Origin of the sequence: Cellulosilyticum sp. ST5, assembly GCF_046529625.1 — a bacterium.
Classification (GTDB): domain Bacteria; phylum Bacillota; class Clostridia; order Lachnospirales; family Cellulosilyticaceae; genus Cellulosilyticum; species Cellulosilyticum lentocellum.
The window spans coordinates 1,567,357-1,591,426 of the sequence record NZ_CP132338.1; the positions used below are offsets into that span (position 1 = coordinate 1,567,357).

General features: G+C 33.9%; 24 protein-coding genes and 1 riboswitch. Of the genes, 10 read left to right on the plus strand and 14 right to left on the minus strand.

Annotated elements, in window-relative coordinates:
* Positions 1 to 22 precede the first annotated feature (22 nt).
* Positions 23 to 913 carry a LysR family transcriptional regulator gene (locus QTL86_RS07700; RefSeq protein ID WP_127066504.1) on the plus strand — a complete coding sequence of 297 codons (891 nt, stop codon included), beginning with the start codon at positions 23 to 25 and terminating at the stop codon, positions 911 to 913.
* A gap of 25 nt (positions 914 to 938) precedes the next feature.
* Here QTL86_RS07700 and QTL86_RS07705 read toward each other — a convergent pair whose 3' ends face one another.
* Entirely contained in the window at positions 939 to 2,117 is a 1,179-nt protein-coding gene (locus QTL86_RS07705; RefSeq protein WP_127066503.1) for a cation:proton antiporter, read from the minus strand.
* Positions 2,118 to 2,170: 53 nt separating this feature from the next.
* Positions 2,171 to 2,245, minus strand: a riboswitch (Fluoride riboswitch).
* Positions 2,246 to 2,467: 222 nt separating this feature from the next.
* Between QTL86_RS07705 and QTL86_RS07710 the strand changes: the two genes are divergently transcribed.
* Together QTL86_RS07710 and QTL86_RS07715 are read left to right on the plus strand one after the other, a co-directional pair.
* On the plus strand, positions 2,468 to 3,634 hold the full coding sequence (locus QTL86_RS07710) for an FIST signal transduction protein (protein WP_410496914.1): 1,167 nt from the start codon (positions 2,468 to 2,470) through the stop codon (positions 3,632 to 3,634).
* A 37-nt stretch (positions 3,635 to 3,671) separates the two neighbouring features.
* Positions 3,672 to 5,111 carry an aldehyde dehydrogenase family protein gene (locus QTL86_RS07715; protein ID WP_127066502.1) on the plus strand — a complete coding sequence of 480 codons (1,440 nt, stop codon included), beginning with the start codon at positions 3,672 to 3,674 and terminating at the stop codon, positions 5,109 to 5,111.
* Positions 5,112 to 5,152: 41 nt separating this feature from the next.
* On the opposite strand, the gene QTL86_RS07720 is transcribed toward QTL86_RS07715, so the two are convergent.
* Positions 5,153 to 5,560 (minus strand): winged helix-turn-helix transcriptional regulator, encoded by a 408-nt coding sequence (locus QTL86_RS07720; protein ID WP_127066501.1) that lies wholly within the window; start codon positions 5,558 to 5,560, stop codon positions 5,153 to 5,155.
* A gap of 230 nt (positions 5,561 to 5,790) precedes the next feature.
* Between QTL86_RS07720 and QTL86_RS07725 the strand changes: the two genes are divergently transcribed.
* Complete coding sequence (locus tag QTL86_RS07725; RefSeq protein WP_013657004.1) at positions 5,791 to 7,131, plus strand: amino acid permease; 1,341 nt, start codon at positions 5,791 to 5,793, stop codon at positions 7,129 to 7,131.
* A 6-nt stretch (positions 7,132 to 7,137) separates the two neighbouring features.
* On the opposite strand, the gene QTL86_RS07730 is transcribed toward QTL86_RS07725, so the two are convergent.
* Together QTL86_RS07730 and QTL86_RS07735 are read right to left on the minus strand one after the other, a co-directional pair.
* Entirely contained in the window at positions 7,138 to 7,386 is a 249-nt protein-coding gene (locus QTL86_RS07730) for a class I SAM-dependent methyltransferase (protein WP_127066500.1), read from the minus strand.
* Between the two features lie 50 nt (positions 7,387 to 7,436).
* Positions 7,437 to 8,018: a methyltransferase family protein gene (locus QTL86_RS07735; protein ID WP_013657003.1), complete on the minus strand. Its 582-nt coding sequence runs from the start codon at positions 8,016 to 8,018 to the stop codon at positions 7,437 to 7,439.
* Positions 8,019 to 8,306: 288 nt separating this feature from the next.
* Here QTL86_RS07735 and QTL86_RS07740 point away from each other — a divergent pair, with 288 nt between their 5' ends.
* Positions 8,307 to 8,819 (plus strand): ferritin, encoded by a 513-nt coding sequence (locus QTL86_RS07740; protein ID WP_013657002.1) that lies wholly within the window; start codon positions 8,307 to 8,309, stop codon positions 8,817 to 8,819.
* A gap of 2 nt (positions 8,820 to 8,821) precedes the next feature.
* On the plus strand, positions 8,822 to 9,625 hold the full coding sequence (gene zupT, locus QTL86_RS07745; protein ID WP_013657001.1) for a zinc transporter ZupT: 804 nt from the start codon (positions 8,822 to 8,824) through the stop codon (positions 9,623 to 9,625).
* A gap of 68 nt (positions 9,626 to 9,693) precedes the next feature.
* On the opposite strand, the gene QTL86_RS07750 is transcribed toward zupT, so the two are convergent.
* The 6 genes from QTL86_RS07750 to QTL86_RS07775 all read right to left on the minus strand — a co-directional run bounded on the left by QTL86_RS07750 (position 9,694) and on the right by QTL86_RS07775 (position 14,198).
* Positions 9,694 to 10,596, minus strand: coding sequence for a radical SAM protein (locus QTL86_RS07750; protein WP_127066498.1), 903 nt, complete (start codon positions 10,594 to 10,596; stop codon positions 9,694 to 9,696).
* Positions 10,597 to 10,671: 75 nt separating this feature from the next.
* The gene (locus tag QTL86_RS07755; RefSeq protein ID WP_410496915.1) at positions 10,672 to 10,854 is read right to left on the minus strand and encodes a hypothetical protein; all 183 of its coding nucleotides are present in this window, start codon (positions 10,852 to 10,854) and stop codon (positions 10,672 to 10,674) included.
* Positions 10,855 to 10,993: 139 nt separating this feature from the next.
* Entirely contained in the window at positions 10,994 to 11,629 is a 636-nt protein-coding gene (locus QTL86_RS07760; RefSeq protein ID WP_127066496.1) for a glycerol-3-phosphate acyltransferase, read from the minus strand.
* Between the two features lie 252 nt (positions 11,630 to 11,881).
* Positions 11,882 to 12,466, minus strand: coding sequence for a helix-turn-helix domain-containing protein (locus tag QTL86_RS07765; RefSeq protein ID WP_013656997.1), 585 nt, complete (start codon positions 12,464 to 12,466; stop codon positions 11,882 to 11,884).
* 25 nt (positions 12,467 to 12,491) lie between these two features.
* Positions 12,492 to 13,160: a chloramphenicol acetyltransferase gene (locus tag QTL86_RS07770; protein ID WP_127066495.1), complete on the minus strand. Its 669-nt coding sequence runs from the start codon at positions 13,158 to 13,160 to the stop codon at positions 12,492 to 12,494.
* A 63-nt stretch (positions 13,161 to 13,223) separates the two neighbouring features.
* On the minus strand, positions 13,224 to 14,198 hold the full coding sequence (locus QTL86_RS07775; RefSeq protein ID WP_127066494.1) for a tRNA dihydrouridine synthase: 975 nt from the start codon (positions 14,196 to 14,198) through the stop codon (positions 13,224 to 13,226).
* A 398-nt stretch (positions 14,199 to 14,596) separates the two neighbouring features.
* Here QTL86_RS07775 and QTL86_RS07780 point away from each other — a divergent pair, with 398 nt between their 5' ends.
* Together QTL86_RS07780 and QTL86_RS07785 are read left to right on the plus strand one after the other, a co-directional pair.
* Positions 14,597 to 15,859: a dicarboxylate/amino acid:cation symporter gene (locus QTL86_RS07780; RefSeq protein ID WP_410496916.1), complete on the plus strand. Its 1,263-nt coding sequence runs from the start codon at positions 14,597 to 14,599 to the stop codon at positions 15,857 to 15,859.
* 129 nt (positions 15,860 to 15,988) lie between these two features.
* Entirely contained in the window at positions 15,989 to 16,543 is a 555-nt protein-coding gene (locus QTL86_RS07785) for a TIGR01440 family protein (protein WP_013656993.1), read from the plus strand.
* A gap of 133 nt (positions 16,544 to 16,676) precedes the next feature.
* Here the strand turns inward: QTL86_RS07785 and QTL86_RS07790 are convergent, their stop codons facing one another.
* From QTL86_RS07790 to QTL86_RS07805, 4 genes are all read right to left on the minus strand, one after another.
* Positions 16,677 to 17,600 (minus strand): diacylglycerol/lipid kinase family protein, encoded by a 924-nt coding sequence (locus tag QTL86_RS07790; RefSeq protein WP_410496917.1) that lies wholly within the window; start codon positions 17,598 to 17,600, stop codon positions 16,677 to 16,679.
* A gap of 197 nt (positions 17,601 to 17,797) precedes the next feature.
* Positions 17,798 to 17,935 (minus strand): hypothetical protein, encoded by a 138-nt coding sequence (locus QTL86_RS07795; protein WP_190283316.1) that lies wholly within the window; start codon positions 17,933 to 17,935, stop codon positions 17,798 to 17,800.
* Between the two features lie 181 nt (positions 17,936 to 18,116).
* Positions 18,117 to 20,051, minus strand: a complete 1,935-nt coding sequence (locus QTL86_RS07800; protein WP_127066492.1) for an NAD(P)/FAD-dependent oxidoreductase — start codon at positions 20,049 to 20,051, stop codon at positions 18,117 to 18,119.
* Between the two features lie 156 nt (positions 20,052 to 20,207).
* Positions 20,208 to 20,807 carry a TetR/AcrR family transcriptional regulator gene (locus QTL86_RS07805; protein ID WP_013656990.1) on the minus strand — a complete coding sequence of 200 codons (600 nt, stop codon included), beginning with the start codon at positions 20,805 to 20,807 and terminating at the stop codon, positions 20,208 to 20,210.
* Between the two features lie 934 nt (positions 20,808 to 21,741).
* Between QTL86_RS07805 and QTL86_RS07810 the strand changes: the two genes are divergently transcribed.
* Positions 21,742 to 23,286, plus strand: coding sequence for a DUF1538 domain-containing protein (locus QTL86_RS07810; RefSeq protein ID WP_410497299.1), 1,545 nt, complete (start codon positions 21,742 to 21,744; stop codon positions 23,284 to 23,286).
* Positions 23,286 to 24,008 (plus strand): P-II family nitrogen regulator, encoded by a 723-nt coding sequence (locus QTL86_RS07815; RefSeq protein WP_410496918.1) that lies wholly within the window; start codon positions 23,286 to 23,288, stop codon positions 24,006 to 24,008. Before QTL86_RS07810 ends, QTL86_RS07815 begins: the two co-directional genes overlap by 1 nt.
* Positions 24,009 to 24,070 lie beyond the last annotated feature (62 nt).

Genomic DNA, 24,070 nt, shown 5'->3' on the forward strand with positions numbered 1-24,070 from the left:
GTTTTTAAAGAAAGGATTAGCTATGGACTTACACTACCTTAAACTCTTTAATACAGTAGCTTCTTTAGGAAGCATGACTAAAGCAAGTGAACAAATGCATATTAGCCAACCCGCTTTATCCATTCAAATAAAAAAATTAGAGGATGGCTTAGGACTTAAGCTATTTAACAAAATAGGGACTCGTCTTATTTTAAATGAAAATGGAGAAATTCTTTTTAATTATACAAAACAAATCTTTCAGCTTGTTCAAGAAGCCTCTAATCAACTTACTGATCGTAAACTCACAATTAGTGGTCAAATCACTATTGGGGGAAGTAATACTGCAGGTAGCTATCTTCTCCCTCGTATTATCGGTTCTTTTAAGCAGCTTTATCCTCAAGTCAATATTGAACTTCACATTGGTAATACTTATGAAATCGCCAATCTTATTTACAATGATGTATTAGACTTTGCTATTAATGGTGGTGATGTTGCTTATACCACCCAAACACAAGTTATTCCTTTAAAAGAAGACCCTTTAGTCCTTGTAGCATCTCCTAATAGCGCTTATGTTCGCCCTCACGAATTATTGCCAGAGGATTTAGAGGCTATCACTTTTATTGTGCATCATAATAACTCCCAACTTTATCTTGCTTATAAAAAAGCAATTACCCAGCTTCAATTAGAGGAAAATATTGCTATGACTCTAGGTAGTATTGATGCCATTAAACAAGCGGTTGCTGCTGATTTAGGCCTTGCTTTTATTCCTTATTCAGCTGTTGCCATGGAACTTGAACGTGGGCTACTCACGCAATTAAAAGTTAAAGATATGCAATGGGTTTATCCTTATAATTTAATTTATAATAAAAGTAAATTTATTTCTCCTGCAACTCTAAAACTGATGGAAATGGTTAGAGAACAATTAGGACCATAATATAGCCCTCTATTTTCTTCATGTTTTACAACTTCTCCAGTAGTTTTCTATAAGTATTATCTACTCCTATAGCACCAAAAGGTGCTGTTATAAGTATAGCTAACACGGCTACTGTTAAAACCAACTCTCCACATGGTAGCCCCATTGTTAAAGGAATACCTCCTATAGCAGCTTGTACAGTTGCTTTTGGGGTATAAGCTAACATGCAAAATAACTTTTCCTTTGCCGTAAGCGTTGTTCCTAATAAGCTTATAAAAACACCCAACATACGAATAATTAAAGCTCCGAGTACCACCATAACGGCTACGACTCCTGCCTTCATAACGTAGTTTAAGTCTACTGTAGCACCTACTAGTACAAATAAAATAACCTCTGCTGCTACCCAGAGTTTATTATATTTGATAGCTAAACGTTTGGCTAAAACACCATATTGGCGATTCAATATAATACCCAAAGTCATAATTGCTAACAAACCTGACATCGGCACAATATCTACTAAACGATGTTCCATCTCTATTAGCAAAAATGAAATACTCAAGATAATCAGTATTTTCATTGAATCTCTTAAATGCCACTTTTTGAAAAAAATTACTAAAAGGATACCCACACCTATACCTATTGCTATTCCTACAACAATAGCAATAGGTATCTGCACAAAGCTTCCTATTGAAACTTCTCCTCCCGAAGCTAGAGCTGTAAATGCTGTAAATAGCACAATGACAAATACATCATCTACTGAAGCACCTGCTAAAATTAGCTGCGGTACACTCTTTTTTACGCCATAACCTTCTTCCATCAAGTGTAGCATTCGAGGTACAATAACAGCTGGTGAGACTGCGGCAATAACAGTTCCCATAATAGCTGCTTCTAATATACTAATTCCCAGTAATCGAGGTGTCAGAAGAATAACACCCATTATTTCAAAACAAGCCGGTATAAAGCACATTAAAACAGCAGGTCTTCCTACTTTTTTCAAATCTTCTAGCTCTAAAGACAGTCCTGCCCTTGTTAAAATAATAACCAATGCTAATTGTCTTAAATCCGGGGAAATTCTTAAAATAGATGCATCTAATGCACCTATTGCATAAGGGCCTAAAATCATCCCTGTTATAATCATCCCCAATAGATTGGGTAATTTTAGCTTGTTGAAAATAGAACCTAGTAATAAGCCCATTAAAAAAATAAGTGCTAAACTTGTAAGCATTTACTTCTCCTCCAATTCTACATGCAAAAAAAGCTGATTCTCCTGTGATTATATGTTTCACAGAAGTCATCAGCTTTATAAGCGGTTTAAGTATCAAACTTAGGGAGTACTTCATTCCCCTTATTTATTTGTATTTATTATACTATGCTATTGTCCCTATTTCAACCAATAGATTATATTTCTTATACTCTATTTATCCATTAGTCACATTTATGTGACTATATCACAATCAAATGCGTACTTTACATTTTTTCATTATACAATTATCATAAAATTATAAATATAAACAACTAATTAATAGTCAGTTTTATCAATTACTATTGGTTAGCAAAAAAGAGGGGGTATTTATTATGCTTAAATCAAAAGTCGGTTATTCTACAAACTCAAACGCCTACACTTCAAGCAAAGAAGCTTTACTTATGGCTTCTGAAGGACTCACTAATCCTAAACTCGTGTTTATGTACAGCAGCGTTGTTTATGACCAGCAAGAACTTCTAAAAGCAACTTCTGACTTACTACCCGATGTTCCTATTATTGGCTGTACTTCTTTTACTGGTGTCCTTACACCAGACGGTTACATAAGTGGGGATGATGGCTTTATAGGAATGATGGCTTTAGCAGATGATGCTCTCAGTGTCGGTATTGCAGGTTTACCTAAGACAGGTGATGCCCGTCTGATTGGCCGTGAAGTTGCAAAAAAAGCACTTAAGCATGCGAACCGCTCTGATGCCCCTAAATACTTTTATATGGTTGCTTCTCCTGGGGAAGAAGAAAGCTATCTAAAAGGAATCCAAGATATTATTGGTCGTGTACCTTTCTTTGGTGGTAGTTCCGCTGATAATAGCATTTCTGGAGAATGGTCACTTTTTACTCATGAAGGTGCTTTTGCTGATGGTGTGGCAGTCGCTTTCTTTTATACAGATAAAGCTTTCGCCAATGAATTTACAGGTGCTTATAAAGAAAGCAATCATGTAGGAGTTATTACTAAAGTCGATGGCAAACGTGGTTTAATTGAAATAGACGGTAAGCCTGCTGTCAAAGTTTATGCAGATTGGACAGGTACTGAGGCTGATAGTTTATTAGGCGCCAACTTACTCGCAGCAACTATCACTGCACCACTAGGTGTTAAAGACCGTTTAGGTGATTTAGTAGCTATTAGACATCCTATGAGTGGTAATCCAGATTATTCCATGTCCATTGGCAATAACGTAGCTGAAAATACAGCTGTTATCATGATGGAAGCCACAGTAGATGATCTCATTGATTCACCCTATACAACCTTAGAAAAACTGAAATCAAAACTTGATAAAGAAATTGGCGCTTATCATATTGTACATTGTGGTGGCCGCCGTGCTGGTATAGGCGACCGTATTGATGAAGTGGCAGAAAATCTCAAAAAAGCTGCTGGTGATGTTCCTTTTCTTGGCGTCTTTACATTCGGTGAATATGGCTTTGAAGATGATGGTAATAACACCTGTGGTGGTTTAATGCTATCCTTTAGTGCCTTTGAGAAATAATAGATATCCACTTTATTCATAAGGAGAGTGATTATAGATGAAAATGATCATAGATGGTAAACAAGTAGATGCTTCTAATAGAGCAACCTTAAATGTTATTAATCCTGCAAATGGGAAGCTGGTTAGCACCATCCCTGCAGCTACAGAAAATGATGTAGAACTAGCTGTAGCGTGTGCTGCAAAAGGTCAAAAGATTTGGGCCTCTTATCCGCTTTATAAGAGAGGCACTATTCTTTCCAAATTTATTAATCTGACTCAAGAGCCTGAAATGAAATATAGTCTTGCTTCTCTTCTTTCACAAGAAACAGGCAAACCTATTACAGAAGCTATTGCTGAAATTGGGAATATTCCTTCCCTATTTGGTGGCTTCATTGAAAAAGCGAAACACCTTTATGACACAACGATTCCAGCAGGTATAGAACCTGGAACAGAGCATACACTTCAAATTATTACTAGAGAACCTGTAGGAACCGTTGCTTGTATCATTCCATTTAACTTCCCTGTAGATTTATTTGGACAAAAGATTGCGCCTGCGCTTATTGCAGGTAATGCTGCCATTGTTAAGCCTTCTACTCACAACCCACTTACACTTATGAAACTTTGTGAACTTCTTGTAGCAGCAGGGGTACCAGATGGTGCCATTCAAGTATTAACAGGTGACCCAGCCGATGTGCCTAGATGGCTTGTTAAAAATCCAGGTATTCATCTCATTAGCTTAACAGGTAGCACAAAGGTAGGTATTGAAACTGCTGGGACCGCTGCTAAAAACCTTACACCAGTTGCATTAGAACTAGGTGGCAATGACGCTTTTATCCTCTTAGAAGATGGCAATGTAGACTTAGCCGTAGAAGAAACTATTTTTGGTAGAACCTATAATACCGGTCAGGTATGCTGCGCTAGTAAACGTTTTTTAATTCACGAAAGTCGCAAGCAAGAGTTTACAGACAAACTCATAGCACGTCTTAAAACCCTCAAGGTTGGTGATCCTGCTGACCCTGAAACAAATGTAGGCTGTTTAATTAGTGAGGAAGCTGCTAAAAATGTAGAAACTCAAGTTAATCTTACTATTTATGAAGGTGCCAGCCTTCTTTATGGTGGTGAACGTTCAGGCGCCTTTTATCCTCCTACTGTACTAACAAATGTAACAGCCAATATGGAGGTTGCAAAGGACTTAGAAATCTTCGGACCTGTTATTCCTATTATAGGCTTTAATACACCTGAAGAAGCTATTGCTATTGCCAACCAATCTAGTTTTGGTTTATCTAGTAATGTATTTACTCAAGATATGCAACTTGCTTTAAAAGTAGCTAGCCAACTTCAGGCAGGTGGCGTAGTTATTAATGGATGTAGCTTCTTTAGATCTTGCGAAATGCCTTTTGGAGGCTATAAAATGAGCGGTATCGGTAATGAAGGAATCGCTTGTACTTTAGAAGAAATGACACAAATCAAGACTATTGTTTTAAAAAATATCCTTTAAAAATCTATTCATTTAGCAAAACTAAGAAGAGGAATTGGACTTTATTCGTCCAATTCCTCTTCTTGTTCCTGATCAATTAATAATCTTTCTATGTAATAATCCATATTAGTTTTACCCCATTCATAAAGTGCATCAATAATAGGAACTAGAGTATATCCCCTCGTAGTTAAATTATATTCTACCCGTGGTGGTATTTCAGGGTAAACTGTTCGTTCCACAATACCGTCCTGTTCTAGTTCTCGCAATTGCTTAGCTAAAATCTGATTGCTAATATTCCCCAAGAACAAGCGCTTTAATGCCCCATAACGATAAGCTCCTTCATGGCCTAAATGATAAATAATAACAACCTTCCACTTACCACTAATAATAGACAAAGTAAGTTCCTTTTCACAATTAAATTCCCCTTTTCTGAATTTACTCTTTAAATCTTCCCTTAGATTTAACGTCATCTCGCATCATCCTTCCCTCAAATCTTATCTTCTTCCTCCTACTCCAATTCTCTTTATAAAGTATTTTACCTTATTATACCATAATCTTATAATAATCCAAATTTTTTAACATATATTATTGAATTTTTCAGTAAATTATTTATTATTGATTTATTTTCTTATGAGTATGTTTTTGTAGTTTTTACCTCACTCTATATAATAAAGACATATCAGATAAAAGGATGATTTTTATGCGTACTGATGAAACAAAAAAAGAACCTTCTTTAAAACGTGAATTAGGACTGGGAGCTGCTACTGCTATTGTAGTAGGAAATATGATAGGGTCTGGTATTTTCACTTCACCTCAAACACTAGCGCTTGTAGGTAATCCAACGACAACCATTTTGGCGTGGATTATTACAGGTATTGGCTCTATTCTTCTTGCGCTATCTTTTGCTAACCTAGGAGCACTTTATCCTAGTACCGGTGGTCCTATTGTTTATACTAACCAAGCCTTTGGCCCTTTTATGGCTTTTTTAGTCGCTTGGACTTTCTGGATTGGTTCTTGGATCGGAAATGCAGCTATTATTACGGCCATTATTCGTTACCTAACCGTATTTTTCCCCTCTATTAGTGATAACAATTTACTTTCTTTTATTATTTCATCAGCTATTTTATGGATCTTTACTGTTATCAATTGCTTAGGTGTTAAACAAGCTGGCTATATTAGTATTATTAGTACTATCTTAAAGCTTGGAGTCATTTTGGTATTTGTTCTTATTGCTTTATGGGGCTTTAATACTAAGTATTTATCAACCTATTCTTCTCCCGATGTGCAAGGCTTGGGGTCTTTACCTGCCGCTATTGCTGTTACTTTATGGTCTTTTATAGGATTAGAAAGTGCTTCTATTTCAGGTGGTGAGATTAAAAACCCTGAGGTTAATATAAAAAGAAGCACCTTTTTGGGTACTTTATTTGTAGCTATTATTTATCTTTTTATTTCTGTTATTGCCATGGGTGCCTTGCCACAGCAAGAACTTGCCATCTCTAGCGCACCACTAGCAAGTATTATTAATCGTATTACTGGAGCAACTTGGGGTGGTGCTTTCATCGCACTAGGTATTATTATCTCGGCTACTGGTGCTCTTTCTGGTTGGGTATTAACCACTGCCAGACTCTCTTTTGCAGCAGGAGAAGACCAGCTTTTCCCTCATTTCTTTGCTAAGGTACACTCTAAATATGAAACGCCATATGTCTCACTTATTATTACAGGCATCTGTACTAACTTAATATTAATCCTTAACTATGTATCTAGCTTAACAGCCGCTTTTGATTTTATGGTTAATTTAGCTACTTTATCTTTTATACCAGCTTATGCGTTAACAGCTTGTGCAGAAATATTACTCACCATCAAAAAAGACCATCATATGAAATTAAGTCGTTTTTTAAGCCACAGCTATTTATCACTAATTGCCTTCCTTTATGCCATTTATATTATTTATGGTTCAGGTGCTGAGGCTGCTATGTGGATATTCCTTTTAATGTTTATAGGTATTCCTTTTTATGTTTATCAAAAATCAATTACATTTTAATACACCCTATAATAGGGTATATGCTTCCTTTAATAATGTATCAGTTAAAGTATTATTCATTTCATACAAAACAAGTGATATGATAACATAATCGAATAGTTCCTTTGAAAAATGAGTATGTGTGGCATCCTCTAAATAGGTATGCATTGATGATAATTTTTGCTTTTGCCTTTTCTTTTTAGCTAAACTTAACATCCCCTCATTTTGATCAATGCAATGGACTTCTGATGCCTTTTTGTATTTAGCTATCATCATACTATTTCAAATTACACCTCTCCTTATTGTTATGATTTATTTTATTAGTGTTACACTAACCAGAGGTATCTTCCTGTTCTTTGGCAATAAACTTCATAAGCTTCTTTAAAAACTAACTTCAGAAATTTTTCTTCTTCTATAATTTGAAGATGCATCATCACCATTACCCATATAGTAACTACTAGTAACACCGGATTATAAAATGCTATCAAAACACCTATGTAGGTTAAATCAAAACCTAGGAAAGCTGGATTTCTACTCCATTTATAAATACCAGTCGTTACAAGTTCTGTTTGATCTGTAGCAGGAATTCCAGCACGCCAACTATCACGCATATGCCACATTGCCATACAGAAAAACACTACACCTAAACCTATTAAAATAAGACCTAAATTCTTGAAAAATAGTTGTTCCTGTGATTGATTATATAAAATACTAATCACTTCTATAGGTACAATAATCATACTGGCTATACGTAATCCTTTTTCTACTCTTATGGTCCTTTGATTCTTATTTCCTATTCCTAATTGATTGGTTTTAATTCCTTTCTTCTTCTGCAATAAAGTTTTTTTATAATATGCACCATAAAAAACAACTAATAATAGTAATGCTAGTAACTGCGTATTATTCATTTTTTTCCTCCTTTATATGAATAAATGTTCATATGTTTTATTATAAGATTGTAACTTCGCTATTGTCAACAAAATTACCATAAATTTTAATCTTCACAGACTAAATCCAACTATTTTTTCTCTTTAAATAATACTACAACAATAAAACTTTAAATAGATGTTAACTATTAGTTTTCGACAGAAAGTCTCCGTTAGTAAATACATTCCTTAAATTACTTATATTTTTTATATATATTTAAAATTTTATCTTTTTGTATTATAATAAAACAAAAACAAAGAGGTGATTATATGCTTAAACCTGAAATTTCAACTTTAATTAATGATCAAATTAATAAGGAATTATTTTCTACTTACTTATATCTACATATCGCTAACTATTATACCTATGAAAATTTATTAGGCTTTGCTAATTGGTTTAATGTCCAAGTCCAAGAAGAATTAGCACATGTTAGATTTTTTATTCAATATCTACAAGATAATGGTGAACCTGTTTCTTTAAAGGCAGTAGAAGCAGATAATACTGTATTTCAAAATTTTATAGACCCCTTGCACCTCGCTTTAAAACATGAACAATCAGTTACTGCATCTATTGAAAACATTTATGCTGTTGCTTTAGAGAAAAAAGATTTTAGAACTACCCAATTTTTAGATTGGTTTATTAAAGAACAAGCTGAAGAAGAAAAAAACACAGAAGATTTAGTAAAAAGATTTCAACTATTTGCTACAGATGGCAAGGGATTATACTTACTAGATACAGAGTTGGCTGCAAGAACTTTTATCCAACCCTCTTTGACTAACTAACAATGCAGAATTTACTGTTTGCTTTTTGCTTAACACTCTTTGCTGGCTTATGTACCGGTATAGGTAGTGCCTTAGCCTTTTTTACTAAAAGAACTAACACTAAATTTCTTTCTATCAGTCTTGGCTTTTCAGCTGGTGTAATGATTTATGTTTCTACTATTGAGATCTTTTTTAAAGCAAAAACCTCTCTTACTAATGAACTTGGTATTAAACTAGGTTCTTGGGTAACGGTGGCTTCCTTTTTTGGTGGTATGTTAGTCATTGCTCTCATCGATAAACTTATCCCAAGTGGTGAAAATCCACATGATATGTATAAAGTAGAGGATATTAAATCAAACTCCTCCAATACTAATACACAACTTTTGCGCATGGGCTTTTTTACAGCTTTAGCTATTGGCATACATAATTTCCCTGAGGGACTTGCAACGTTTATTTCCGCTCTTCAAGAACCTTCTATTGCTATTCCTATAACAGTTGCTATAGCTCTACATAATATTCCTGAAGGAATTGCCGTTTCTGTTCCTGTTTATTATGCTACCGGAGACCGCAAAAAAGCTTTTCTATTCTCTTTCTTATCTGGTCTTTCAGAACCATTAGGAGCTATTATTGGATATCTAGTACTAATGCCTTTTATGAATGACTTAGTTTTTGGCATCATTTTTGCAAGTGTTGCTGGTATTATGGTATTTATATCTCTAGATGAGTTACTACCATCAGCTCAAAAATATGGCCAACATCACTTATCCATCTATGGTTTGGTAAGTGGCATGATGGTAATGGCCATTAGTTTGTTATTATTTATTTAATAACTTATAAATCTATATAAATAAACAGGCTCGAAAATCTAAATAAATAGATCTTCTAGCCTGTTTATTTATACACCCTGTAAATCAAATTCTGGAATAAAGCTCTCTTTTGCTGTTTCACCTTCTTGAATAAAAGCCTGCTCAATTCCCAAATCTAATGCATAATCTATCAAATGATTATATTCTCTTTCTGTGAGCCTGCGGCTAATCTCTGGATAAGCCTGCAAGTCACAAATAGGGGTAAATTGATTCATGATACTCATATAAATAGTATCCCCATAAGTTTGATATAAATAACGTAGTATGGCCTTAGTATCCTTAGCAGCACCCGGAAGACATAAATGCCTCACCATTACACCTTTTTTCATAAGTCCTGTTCCTTCATCAAAAGTAGGCATACCTACCTGGCTTACCATCTCAGCAATAGCCTTACTTGCATATTCAAAATAATCTTTGGCATAAGAATAACGAGTGCTTAATATTTCATCTTTGTATTTTAAATCTGGTAAATAGATGTCCACATAACCTCTTAGCAATTGGAGACTTTCTACTTTTTCATATCCACTGGTATTATAAACAATGGGAAGTTCTAGCCCTTTATCTTTGGCTAATTGTAAGGCTTCTACAATTTGTGGAATAAAGTGTGTTCCAGTTACTAAATTAATATTATGGGCCCCTTGCGCCTTAAGTTCAAAGAAGATTTCTACTAAACGAGTTATAGAAATGACCTTACCTACTTTACTGGTTGCAATCGAACGATTTTGACAATAAACGCAGCCTAAAGTACATCCAGAAAAAAATAGAGTTCCGGAACCATTTTCACCCGTTAAACAAGGTTCCTCCCATAAATGTAAAGCAGCTCTAGCTATCATCACTTCACTAGTTTGTCTACAATAGCCTTTTTCTCCTTTTGTTCTATTCACTCGGCACCCTCTAGGACATAGCTGACATGCTTCTAACATTCCCTGCATTTTTACCTCCTTTTACCATAAAATTCACTCTCTAATCAATTCTTAATCAGATTCTACTTCTTACCCTATGCTCTTTTATGATTGAAAGAAAAACTGAGTAGGATCTTCTATATTAAAGATTTGAGTCAGTAACATCATTTCTGGGTAGGTCCAATCTGTCGTTCCTTTGAACTTCCTTGTCAGAGTCCGTTTACTGACACCTAATCTTACAGCTAGTTCATCAAAAGTCACATAATACTGAGTCATTAATTCATTCATTTTTTCTTCCACCATCTATTCCTCTAACTTTCTTTAATATATTACATAGAATGCATACTTATCTCTCCAGTTCACTCTTCCTATAGTATAAAGGTTAAAAATGAATTTTACAATTTAAGGCTCAAAAAAGAGCTTTCATTTAAGAAAGCTCTCTATAATGATTATTTGCATTTTTAGAGAACCACCAATAAACGACAGCACGTCTTGGGTCCCTTACTTGAAGTTGTTTATACCATAGTATACCCGTTATTCCCCATGATGCTATGGTTAGCCATAAATTTGCCAATCGGAAAAGCATTGTCACTATGTTAAATACCAACATAACTCCCACTACTCTAGAAGCGAAGGGATCAATAATGAGTACAAACGAGAAAAATATAGCCATTGTCACTAATAAAATTCCCAAGCTACTTGCAGGTGTTAATCCCAACATACTTCCTGCTGCTGTTGAAAGAGCTTTACCACCCTTTCCTTTTAAAAATGGTGTAAATGCATGACCCAAAACAGGAGCCAATACCATAAATGTAATCCAAGGTGTTTCGATTCCTTTTATTTTAACAAAAAGATATACTGGAATAAATCCTTTTAGCATATCTAATAAAATACATACAAGCCCTATTCCCTTATGAGCGCTATAAGCATTATAACCACCTGGATTCGCATCTGTTGTATTTTTTCTAATATCTTTTTTTAAAATCCATTTAGGTATGTAATAAGAATACATTACTGCTCCTGATAAAACCCCTATGATAACCATCAATAATTCAACTATCATTTCCCACCTCTATTTTCAACACTATTCTTCACAAAACATCATTTTATCTTATTCATATGATGCTTTTATGAATCTTATTTTTCTCTAAACCTCATTTTTTATAAAATATTATCTTCTTCTCTCTATCCTTTCTTTATTTAATTGAACTTCTTTTCTCCTATTGTAACATCTTCAGTCGAAAAATGTAAAAGTAAATTAGATTGCTGTTATGGTTTAACAAAAAAAGCCTCCGGTCTTCCCAGAAGCTCCTAATTATATGATTTGATAAAACAAGCCATGTTGGTTACAATAATGATATAACTTGCCATGCCCCATTTTAGGTAGTCGTAAATGAATACCCCATTCAGGATATTGCTTCACCAGATACATTTTTTCTCCTGTAACAAATGCAATAAAAGAGATATAATGTGCTTTTGTCATTTCATGAGATGTTTCGATATACCACTCATCTTCAATTGTCTCAAGTTGCAAAACATGTGTTTCATTAGCTTTTTCAGGGACTAATGCTTCTAATTTTCTACCACAACAAGAAAGTTCTGCATTTCCTGTGCTTGTCATGATGTTTCCACACTCAGAGCAAACATAAAACTGTGTCATTCTCATATTACCTCCTAATAATTCATTGGGATTTAAATCTCCCGATAAAATTTTTTCAATGTTAACTTTTAAAAGAATTGAGAGCTCCGGCAGTAAAGAAATATCTGGGCAACCTAACCCTCTTTCCCACTTACTCACTGTCTTATCACTAATGTTCATCGCATCTGCTAATTGTTTTTGTGTTAACCCACACTCAATGCGCAGTGAACGAATTAATTCACCTACCTTTTCACAATCCATATTATCACCTCTTCTTATTAATACTTTAACTATTCATCCAATTTTCTGGATGATTCATTTCTACCTGTAATGCATTAAAAAATGCACTTACCTGATAGCCATCTGCTATAGCATGATGAACCGTCATTGATACTGGCATTAAAAGTTTATTATCTTTTTCATAAAACTTGCCGGCTTCTAATATCGGAAAAAAGTTATTAATCTCTCCAAAACCAAATGGAATCGGTGAATAACTTTTAAAAGATATCCACGGAATGACACCTACCATAAAACTATTGGCTGGTGGCATCTCTGGTTTAGCTAGAATACCATGATTTTTTCCATATTGTTTTTGATCTTCAATATAGTTATTATAAAAAGTATTAAAATCTTCATCATATACCGTCCACATATTAGACATTGTTTGATCATCCTCATGAAAACAGGCATATGAAGGATTGAGTACTTCATAATAACCTAATTGCTCATTTTGATAAGCTATCTTAAAATAAGGTTCTTTATTAATGAGCTTAGTTGTTAAAAATAAATATGCTGGAAAAAATTTTTTGTTTTGTTTTTTTAATGCGTAATACGCAGCTGTTACATCAATTTCAGCATTAAGATTAAACCCTGTTGGAAGCATCTTTGTAAAATAATAAAAATACTGACTTCTAGGCCATGTTTTTATATCTATGCTATGAAAGTTTGAATTCATCTGCCTCACCTCATTTGACTAATTGGATTATAGGCTCATTATAATTCATACCTTCTTTATAAGCTATCTACGAACCGTAGAGTTTGAAAATACTCCTGCTCCTTCAACGATTTCCTGCTCTTTAAATAATTCTGTAACTGCTTCTTCATAATCTCTTAGTCTTTGTGACTTTTTAATTTTCTTAGCATACCTATCAGCATTAGAAAACATATGAATCATGTAAAACCAATTTTCTTTCATTTTAAATAGTACATTCCGTTCCCCAGAAAGAACTTCTTGGTAATCTTCATAAATTTTATCATGAAAAGCCTTTAATAACTGTTTATCAAGGGTGATATTATCCTTAATATCACTGATAAGACCAGGATTAGCAATAAGACCTCTCCCAAGCATGATGGTATCCACACTTGGAAATTGCTTAGCAAATAATTCATAACGTTGAGCTGTAAAAATATCACCATTATAGCCAACTGGATTGTTACTCAACTGAACTCCAGTACTAAAACTCTCCCAATTAGGTGTATTTCTATAATAATCCTTTTGCACTCTTGGATGGATAATTAGTTCTTCTAAAGGATATTTATTAAAGATATGAATAAGCTCTTCAAATTCTTCTGGTCTTTCTTTTCCTATTCTTGTCTTGATTGAAATTTTAGTAATAGCCTTGGAGAAAATCTCTTCTAAGAATTGATCCAATGCCTCTTTTTCAGCCAAAAAACCTGAGCCTTTATTTTTCGAAACAACGGTTCCTGAGGGACATCCTAGATTAAGATTAACTTCTTCATACCCAAATGCCTTTAACTGCGTAACAGTTGTCATAAAATCTTCAGCATTGTTGCTCAAAATCTGAGGTATGACTACTAAACCCTGATTATGCTCCGGCAAAATATCATGTAATTCCCTTGTGGTAAACTTCCCATGCTGTGTAGTCGCAATAAAAGGTGTAAAATATTTATCTACATGATTAAAAAAGGTGGCATGAGCATTCCTATAAATATAACCAGTCAGACCTTCCATAGGTGCACAATAAAATTTCATTTATCTTATAACTCCTTTATTCTAGCTATTTACTTCCTGTTTCCATTCTTAAGCTATTATACAATAGAATATGAGTAGTATCTACTCATATAGCTTTATAGCTATGTGTAGTTGATTATTTTCTTACTATTCAGTCCAAAGGTGCAGCATTTGACAATTTAATTCACCATTAGTCTGAATAATTATAGCTATTATTTTATTGTTTCTCTGATTTATTTACTATTATTTTTTATACCATCCTTGATTTTATAGGCATTTATAATTTAAACACATTTCAAAATCTTTTAATGAAATAAATACCATCTATTTTTTCCTTGCACCTCATTATTAATTATGTTAACTTATAAGTAATCAATCCACTTCATTGTTGACAGAAAATATTGCTAGGAGATTTACATATGAAAAAATTGTCTTTAACCTCTAAAACACTACTTGCACTATTTTTAGGTGCTGTTTTTGGAATTATGCTTTCACATGTACCAGAAAACTGGTTTACTCAGACCATTTTATTGAATGGCTTATTAAAGCTATTGGGCACAGGCTTTTTAAACGCAATTAAACTTATTGTTGTACCTTTAGTTTTTATCTCTATCGTTTATGCAACAGCTTCTTTAGATGACCTTAAGAAAATTGGTCGTATTGGCGGTAAAACATTTTTCTTCTATACCTTAACCACTGCTCTCGCTATTATTTTAGCTTTATTAGTCGGTGGTCTTTTAAAACCGGGTATTGGTGTTGATCTTGCTCTTCTTCAAGCTAACGAGTTAACAACTACTCCAGTAGCTACTGATGTTCATTTTGTTGATACCCTTTTAAATATGATTCCAACTAACATTTTTACTGCTTTTGTAGAAGGTAACATATTAGGTATTATCTTCTTTGCCATCTTATTAGGTCTTAGCATGACTATGGTAGGTGAAAAAGCAAAACCTCTTATTGTGCTTTTTGAATCAGCTAATGAGGTGCTTTTAAAATTAGTGCAGATTATTATGTGCTTTGCTCCTTACGGTGTATTCGCACTACTTTCAACAACCTTTGCGAACTTTGGTTTTTCAGCACTGATGCCACTTATTAAATATGTTGTCACAGTTGTTATAGGCCTAGGCTTGCAACTTTTAGTTGTTTATATGGGTATGCTTCTTTTCATTGGAAAACTGCGTCCTAGCTTATTTCTTAAAAAGTTCGCACCTATTTTTAACATTTGTTTATCAACTGCTTCCTCCAGTGCTGCATTACCTCTGGCTTTAGAACACTCTGAAACATCCTTTGGGGTTTCTAAACGCGTGAGTTCTTTTACCCTTCCTCTAGGTTCAACCATTAATATGGATGGTACTGCCATTATGCAAGGGATTTCCGTTATGTTCATTGCTCAAATTTATGGCATTTCCTTAGGTTTCAATGATTATATCATGGTCATCTTATCTGCTGTACTAGCTTCTATCGGAACTGCTGGAGTACCTGGTGTAGGTATGGTTATGCTGACTATGGTACTTGCTTCTGTTAATTTACCATTAGAAGGAATTGCTCTCATTATGGGTGTTGATCGTATTATTGATATGCTTCGTACAGCTATTAATGTAGCTGGTGATAATGTTTGTACTATTCTTATTGCTAAAAGCGAAAATGAATTAGACGAAAAGGTTTATAACAAACAAATATAGATACAGAAGTGGTAGTTCCTATTTTTTTCATAGAAACTACCACTTTTTTTACTTTTTATTTATTGAAATCTATGTGCACTACGTATAATATAAGAACTAACGAACTATAATCATTAAGGAGTGATAACTATGTCCCATTTAATAGATCAAATTTATAATGAAGCTAGACAAGCTACAGAAGAATTATGTGAAAAGGCAAATCTTCGAGCTGGTCATATTGTAATTATTGGCTGTTCTTCGAGCGAAGTAATAGGTCAGCAGATTGGTACTCATTCAAGCCTTGAAACTGCTGAAGCTGTGTTCAATGGCATTTACAGCACACTTTCTTCAAAAAATATTTATCTTGCTGCACAGTGTTGTGAACATCTTAATAGAGCCATTATCATAGAGCGTGAAGCCGTTCCCTTTGCCGACATTGTTAATGTCATACCTCAACCTAAAGCTGGTGGGTCTTTTGCAACAACTGCTTATCATACCTTTAAGAACCCAGTTGCTCTTGAGGAAATTCATGCAGATGCTGGTCTAGATATCGGTGGTACCCTTATTGGCATGCATCTAAAAAAAGTAGCTGTACCTCTTCGCTTAAGTATTAGTCACATTGGCAATGCTAATTTATTAGCTGCTAGAACAAGGCCTAAATTTATAGGTGGTATTCGTGCTGGTTATGATGAACATCTATTATAAATTTTCGTTTTTCTATTTTTATCTAAGTCGTTTTTATACCTTGACACATTAAATCCCTATGTTATTACAGCTATTTTCTAGATCCATGCTGTAATAAACATAGGGATTATTTTTTAGTACTTCACACAACAAATTATAAAAGCAAATGTAGCTGCTCCTTTTTACAGTGTAGTTTAACGTGGTTCGAATGACCTACAAATTCACCATCTGTATGTAGTAAAAGTGGTTCCTTAGTTTTGATTTCCAAAGATGTACACTCAAACAGCTCCACTTTGTTAAAATGACTATGTCTTCCCAAAAATAAACTTGGTAGCAAAAATAGTACATTTAATTTATTAATATCATAAATAATACAAACAGACAACTTTTGATCACTAGGGTTAGCTTTAGGAGCCATCATTAATCCTCCACCCTCATAAGGTTGAATCATACTTGCTAAAATATATACATTTTTAAACTGCTTTATCTGATGCTCGTCCAAAATAAGTGTAACATCACTAGGGCGATAAGTGATGAGTTGTTTAAGCCCTATGATGGCATAAGTTAACTTTCCTAACTTAATGCTATTAAGCCATTTTTTTATTTTAGAATCTAGTGCCTCATAGCAAATGGAGGCATCAAATCCAATCCCACAACTCACACTAAATTTGCGACTAGTTGTCTTATTTTGTAAATTGACAATGCCATGGTCAAAACAAGGATAGGTTTTTGCATTTAAAATAAGTTCTAGGGCCTTTATAGGATCAGCTGGAATATTTAAACTTCTAGCTAAATCATTACTTGAACCTGAAGGAATATAGCCCAAAAACACATTTTTATAATTTGAAATACCATTAATAACTTCATTAACCGTACCATCTCCACCTATAACGATAAGATAAATAGCTTGAAATTTTCCTTTACAAAGTTTTCGAGCTATTTTTGTAGCGTGAAACGCATACTGAGTAAGATGGTATGTATATGCAATCTTTTGTTCATCCAATTTCTTCTTTACAACTTCCCATACTTTATAGCCATTGCCAGTCTTTGACTTTGGATTAATAATAAAATGATACATTTCATCACCACCTTAATCTATGATTACGATTATTATACGCGATGTCAATTATGTGTTCAATTATTATTTCAAAACATAAAAAATTACTTTTATCGCTTAATCCCGACACTACCAATTAATTGTTTTTAAACATTGCTAAAAACGTGGTCGTCTTTTTAATATAGATACTAAGTAAGTTGGTTTATTATCTTGTATGCCTAATGTACGGCATTATAGATTTTCCCCGCTTGTATACAAACCCCGATTGGTATTACTTCGCATAGCTCTTCGTATGCCTTACTGCTTTCTATATTAGGTCTATATCCCATAGCTAAAAGCACTGTATCACATGCCATATTGACTTCTCGCCCTTCTGATTTTATTTGTCTCAGTCCAAAAAACTATCATTTATGATGTCTAACGAGTAAATATTAAAGGTGAAAAACGCTGATGAATACTTAAAATTAAGTACTCATCAGCAGTTTTTCTATTAATACTACTGATGAAATAATAATCCGTCCACTAGATGCTCTGTTATTAAATAAGCCTTGCTACAGCAGCAGCTTCTGCAACAGAGTTAAGTGCTCTACGTGCTCTTACAGCATCACCAATAATATGATAAGGTATACCTTTTTTATGGCAAGCTGTAGTTATATTCTCAAAGTTTCTAGATTTAGCACCTATTGCTACTACAACCAAATCATAAGGTATTTCTTCTAATTGTCCTTCTTTATCAATCACTACTACTTCGTTTTTAATTTCCACACATTTTGAATGTGTTAGGGTCTTTATTCCTGCTGTTTCAATATTTTCTATAACACTAATTTTACGTATCTCTCCTAGATCTTTGGCTACTTCATTTTGCATTTCTACTACAGTAATTTGTTTTGCTTTTTCTTCGGCATATTCAGCAACCTCTAAGCCAACAAGCCCACCACCTATAATAACAATATTACCTTGTACATTTATCTTTCCTTCAAGAACCTCATGAGAATTCACTACATGAGGCAAGTCATTACCTGCAATATTTAAGGACATAGGTTCGGCTCCAATAGCTATAATAACTTCATCTGGTAATAGCTCATCAATAAGTGCTTCTGTTATTGGTGTTTCTAAGCGTATATCAATGCCTTCCTTTAATGCTTGCTCTCCCATCCATAAAGCTGCTTCTTTCATTTCTTCTTTCCTTGGCGCTGCACCAGCAAGTACAAACTGGCCACCAAGTGTAGCTGCTGCTTCACATACTATAGGATGATGTCCTCTTCGCTGTAAGGTCATAGCTGCTTCTAAACCTGCTACTCCTCCTCCAGCTATTAGAACTTTCTTAGGTTCTGTTGTTTTTACTAAGGCATACTCTACTTCTCTACCTAAAGCTGGATTTCGCATACAAGTTATGTAAGGGTTTTCGATTGACACAAAACCATCATAGCATCCTTGATTACAGCCTACGCAGCGTACAATTTGATCCTCTTTGCCTTCTTTTGCTTTATTACAAAAATCAGGATCGGCTAATTGCCCACGTCCAATTACCACCATATCTGCTTGATTATTTTCAATAATCATATCTGCTTGTTCAGGCGTATTAATACGCCCAACAGCTATAGTTAGCATACCTGTTTCTTTTTTTATTCTTGCTGCATTCTCAACATTAAAACCTCTAGGAAGGTCTATAGATGGCACTTCATACTTAAGAGCTTTACTTGAGAAATTACCTCTAGATACATCTAATACATCTACACCGGCTTCTTTCGCCATTTTACAAAAAGCAATGACTTCTTCAATGGTTAGGCCATTTTCTAAGTAGTCATCATGTGCATCAATTCTCATAAATAACGGCATATCCTCTGGTATATTACTTCGAATAGCTTTAATACATTCTATTAAAAATCTTGCTCTGTTTTCTAAGGAGCCACCGTATTCATCATTTCTTCTGTTGAAATAAGGACTTAAGAAGGAATGGGGCGTATAATTATGCCCTGCATGAAATTCTACTGTGTCATAACCAGCTTCTACAGCACGTTTAGCTGCCGTGCCAAAAGCATGAGTAGCTTCTTTTATCGTTTCAATACTAGCACCGGGGATGACTAAACCTCCCCCTATAGGCATATCACTAGGAATAACAATTTTTGCTTCTGGATCATAGCGTGCGACCAATCCACCTAACCAAAGTTGAACACCGGTTTTTCCCCCTGCTTTATGAATGGCATCTGCAAATTTCTTCAGTTCAGGAATATACTTATCTTCTGCAATAGATAGGAAATTTTTTACTGAAGCAGGCGCATAAACTGCACACACTTCTGTAAAGTTTAACCCACAGCCACCTAATGCTCTAGCAACATGGTAATCAATATTTTGTTGTGTCATAAACTTATCTTCTGTTACCATTTTAGTTCCCATAGCTGGAAATACTACTCTGTTTTTTAATTCTAATCCTCTAATCTTAATAGGATTAAATAGATGATCAAATGACATAATATTCCTCCTCTATTCTATTAGTTATTTTTTTAACAATAGTAAGCAAAACAAATTAAATTCACTTATATCCGAATTATAAATCATTAAAAATTTTAAATCAATACGTTTAAAACATTTTGTTTTAATTTTGACAAAAAAAGAAGACTGTTATTATTAACAATCTTTCAAGGAAGTATTTTTTAATACTTTAATAATATGCTTTATATAATTTATTCGTTGCTCCTTAGTTGAAAGGATATTAATATCTATACTACTAAGCTCACTATTTTCTATTGGATAAATAATAGAAGACATAAAGATTAATCTGCTATATAGAATACATTCTTTCTCCTCATTAATAATACGTGCTAATATACGTTCCATCTTGTGATGTATGATTTGTGTAACCTCAAATATACTTTTTGATAGTTCATCTTGATCCTTTAAGCTTACTGCTTCTTTTAAAATAACTGCTAAGCCTGGATATCTTAAAGTATATTCCATAATTTCATTTGCAAATAAAATGAGTCTTTCTTCTTCAGTATATGCTTCATCATCTAAAATCGAATGCACCCCCGTTGTGTTCGTAATATAAAATTCCTTTACTTGCTGAAGCATCTCATTTTTAGATCGAAAATAATAATTTATAGCACTTACATTTACTTCAGCTTCTTTTGCAATAGCCCTTATAGGAACATTGGTGGTTCCGCTTTTTCCCATTAAATATAATGCTCTATCTAAAATTTTTTCCTCGACACTTTTTAATTCTCTCATTATTTATTAAAAACCCCTTTTCATAGATTCATCAACTTAGAAACTTAAATCCTTATACTTTTTCATTTTTATCTTAAATTTATTTCTTGTCTTTGGATTTCTATCTTACTCTTATTATAGGTCAGTTTATCTTCTCTGTACACCTCATTACTTAATACCGTATCTAATTTTTATTCATTGTTTTGTGTAAAAAATATATAATTATATCAATTTAAGTATGTTTTTTTATTCTTGTATACAAAATATACTATGGCTATCTTATACTTCTTGAAGAGGATTATAAAATCAATTATACTATTAATATAGTATCATGTATAAACTTAACAAAAATCTTTTCCTAACACACATATCAGTACACTAGGAAGACCTCTTAAGCAATTGGCCTATTAACTAGGTCTATATGCCTTTCATATTTTATCCTATAAGCTTTTAAGATTTCTTATACCAAAAATAATAAAAAGATTGTCTCTAATCTTACATTTGTTTTTAATTCTATCATTCCTTTTGGTTTATTACTGTTAAAGATGTATTAAAACGATTATCTCCTTTCTTCAATTCTAATTAATTTAAGAAGTTTTAAACTCTATATTTATCTAAAACATTTTTAGTATTAAGATTTTGGGTTTTAAAAACATATCCTCAACTTATTTTTCAAAAACAAAAATACACTTTTTCGCTAAAGAAATACCCTAGATAAAATAATTCATGTTAATACATCAGCTTTGGAAGGATAAATCTACTACTATTATTACATTACTATTAAAAGTCATTAAGAGGTAAAGACGCTACTATAAATACTGGGTTATATAAAGCTAATACCCATTACAGCGTAGCTAAAAAATGATAATCTTTTTAGGAATAGGTAAAAGTTTATGTCTAAGTTTATTATAATGATTACAATATACTTGATATGTCAAATATAAACAGAGAGGTGATGCATTTGAAAAAAGAAATACTAACTAAATTTAAAGAATCACTAGCTGCAGTTTTGCCTGTTGCAGCTATAGTACTAGCGCTATGTTTTACGGTGGTGGATATCCCCATTAACTCAATCATTTTGTTTCTCATTGGTACTGTAATTTTGATTGCAGGTATGATGTTTTTTACACTTGGTGCAGATATTTCAATGATGGCTATAGGTGAATCCATAGGCTCCCATCTGACTAAATCAAGAAACGTTTGGTTTATTGCTCTTATATGTTTTATTCTAGGTGTCATTGTGACCATAGCTGAACCGGATCTTAGGGTTCTAGCAGACACTGCTCCTATTGTCGATACCACGGTGCTTATTGTTGCCATTTCAGTAGGTGTTGGTGTATTCCTTGTGGTATCATTTTTCCGTGTTTACCTTCAAGTAAAACTGGCATACATTCTTATAATTATGTACATACTTTTGTTTGGTCTTGCACTTTCGCCACTTATTCCTAATAACTTTATTGCTATCGCCTTCGACTCAGGTGGTGTTACAACAGGTCCAATAACTGTTCCTTTCATCATGGCCCTTGGTGTGGGGTTAGCTTCTGTTCGAGGCGACAAGACCTCAGAAGAAGATAGCTTTGGCCTTGTTGCACTATGTTCAATAGGACCTATTCTTACGGTTCTCATCCTTGGTATTTTCAACGATACTTCAAGTGTTACATCATCACACTTCGTTGTTACTGAATATGGAAATATCAAAGAAATACTCTCTGCCTATGGCAATGCTTTTGTAACCTATTTTGAGGAAGTTGCTATTGCAATACTTCCCATCATTATTTTCTTTATTATTTTCCAGTTTGCTACACTAAGGCTTGATAAAAGAAGCTTAATTAAAATTGCAATTGGTATGGTCTATACTTATATAGGACTTGTGCTCTTTCTTACTGGTGTTAATGTAGGATTTATGACTATCGGCTATTTTATTGGTCATCAAATTGCAACAAGTAGCTTTTACTGGATTCTCATTCCTCTAGGAGGAATAATAGGTTACTTTATTGTTGCTGCTGAACCTGCTGTACATGTTTTAAAAACACAAGTAGAAGATATAACCGAAGGCCGTATTAAAGGTAAAGCTATGGGATATAGCCTGGCTATCGGTGTAGCCATCTCAGTAGCCCTTTCTATGCTTCGTGTCATAACAGGAATATCTATTTGGTATATCCTTATTCCTGGCTATATTTTCTCACTCATTATGACCTTTTTTGTTCCTCCTATTTTTACAGCAATTGCTTTTGATTCAGGCGGTGTAGCTTCAGGACCTATGACTGCAACTTTCTTACTTCCACTGGCCATAGGTGCCTCTGAAGCAATAGGTGGAAATATTCTCACTGATGCTTTTGGTATTGTTGCTTTTGTTGCTATGACTCCCCTTGTAACAATACAAATGCTAGGTCTTATAAGTAAAATTAAAGCTTCAAAAGAAATTACACTTTCTGTAGATCTAGGAAACATTATTTTATCAGATGAAATTATTGAATATGATGTGGAGGAGGATTATTGATGAATAAGCAAATGAGAGCTGTTTTTACGATTGTAGATTATAGTCGAGGAAAACAGATTGCAGATATATACATTAATGAACAGATTCCTATAAGAATCGTTACTCATGGTCATGGTATGGCAGATTCCGTTATTCTTGATTATCTTGGCTTAGGAGAGAATAAAAAAAGTATTATGATTAGTCTTCTGTCACCAGAAAGAACAAAACGCATTTTCTCTATACTTGAAGAAAAAATGTACATAAAAAAACCAGGAAAAGGAATTGCTTTTTCTGTTCCTGTTTCAAGTATGACTAGTTTTCTTTCAAGTATTGTGGAAGCAGATAGTACAAAAAACACTGAATTAATAAAGGAGGATGAACTCAATATGGCAGATGGGTATCAACACGAACTAATTATTAGCATTATCACAAAAGGACATTTTCCCGAGGTTAAGGCGGCTGCTAGTGCTGCTGGTGCTAAAGGTGGAACACTTATACATGCTCTTGGTCTAGGTGGTGAGGAAGCTCAAAAGTTTCTCGGAATCTCTATTCAGCCTGAGAAGGATGTCATTCTTATTGTGGTTCGAAAGGATGAAAAAAATAAGGTGATGAAGGCGATAGCTGAAGCTGCCGGGATTAATACTGAAGGTCGAGGTATTTCTTTCTCTCTTCCTGTTGACTGTGCTCTCGGTTTAAGCGAAACTGCCATTCCTCAGTTTAACACAGAAGAAACCGTAGAATAGCTTATACTTTTATCATAATAAACGAATACAAAAAAATAGCCAGTGGTTGAAAATGCTTCATC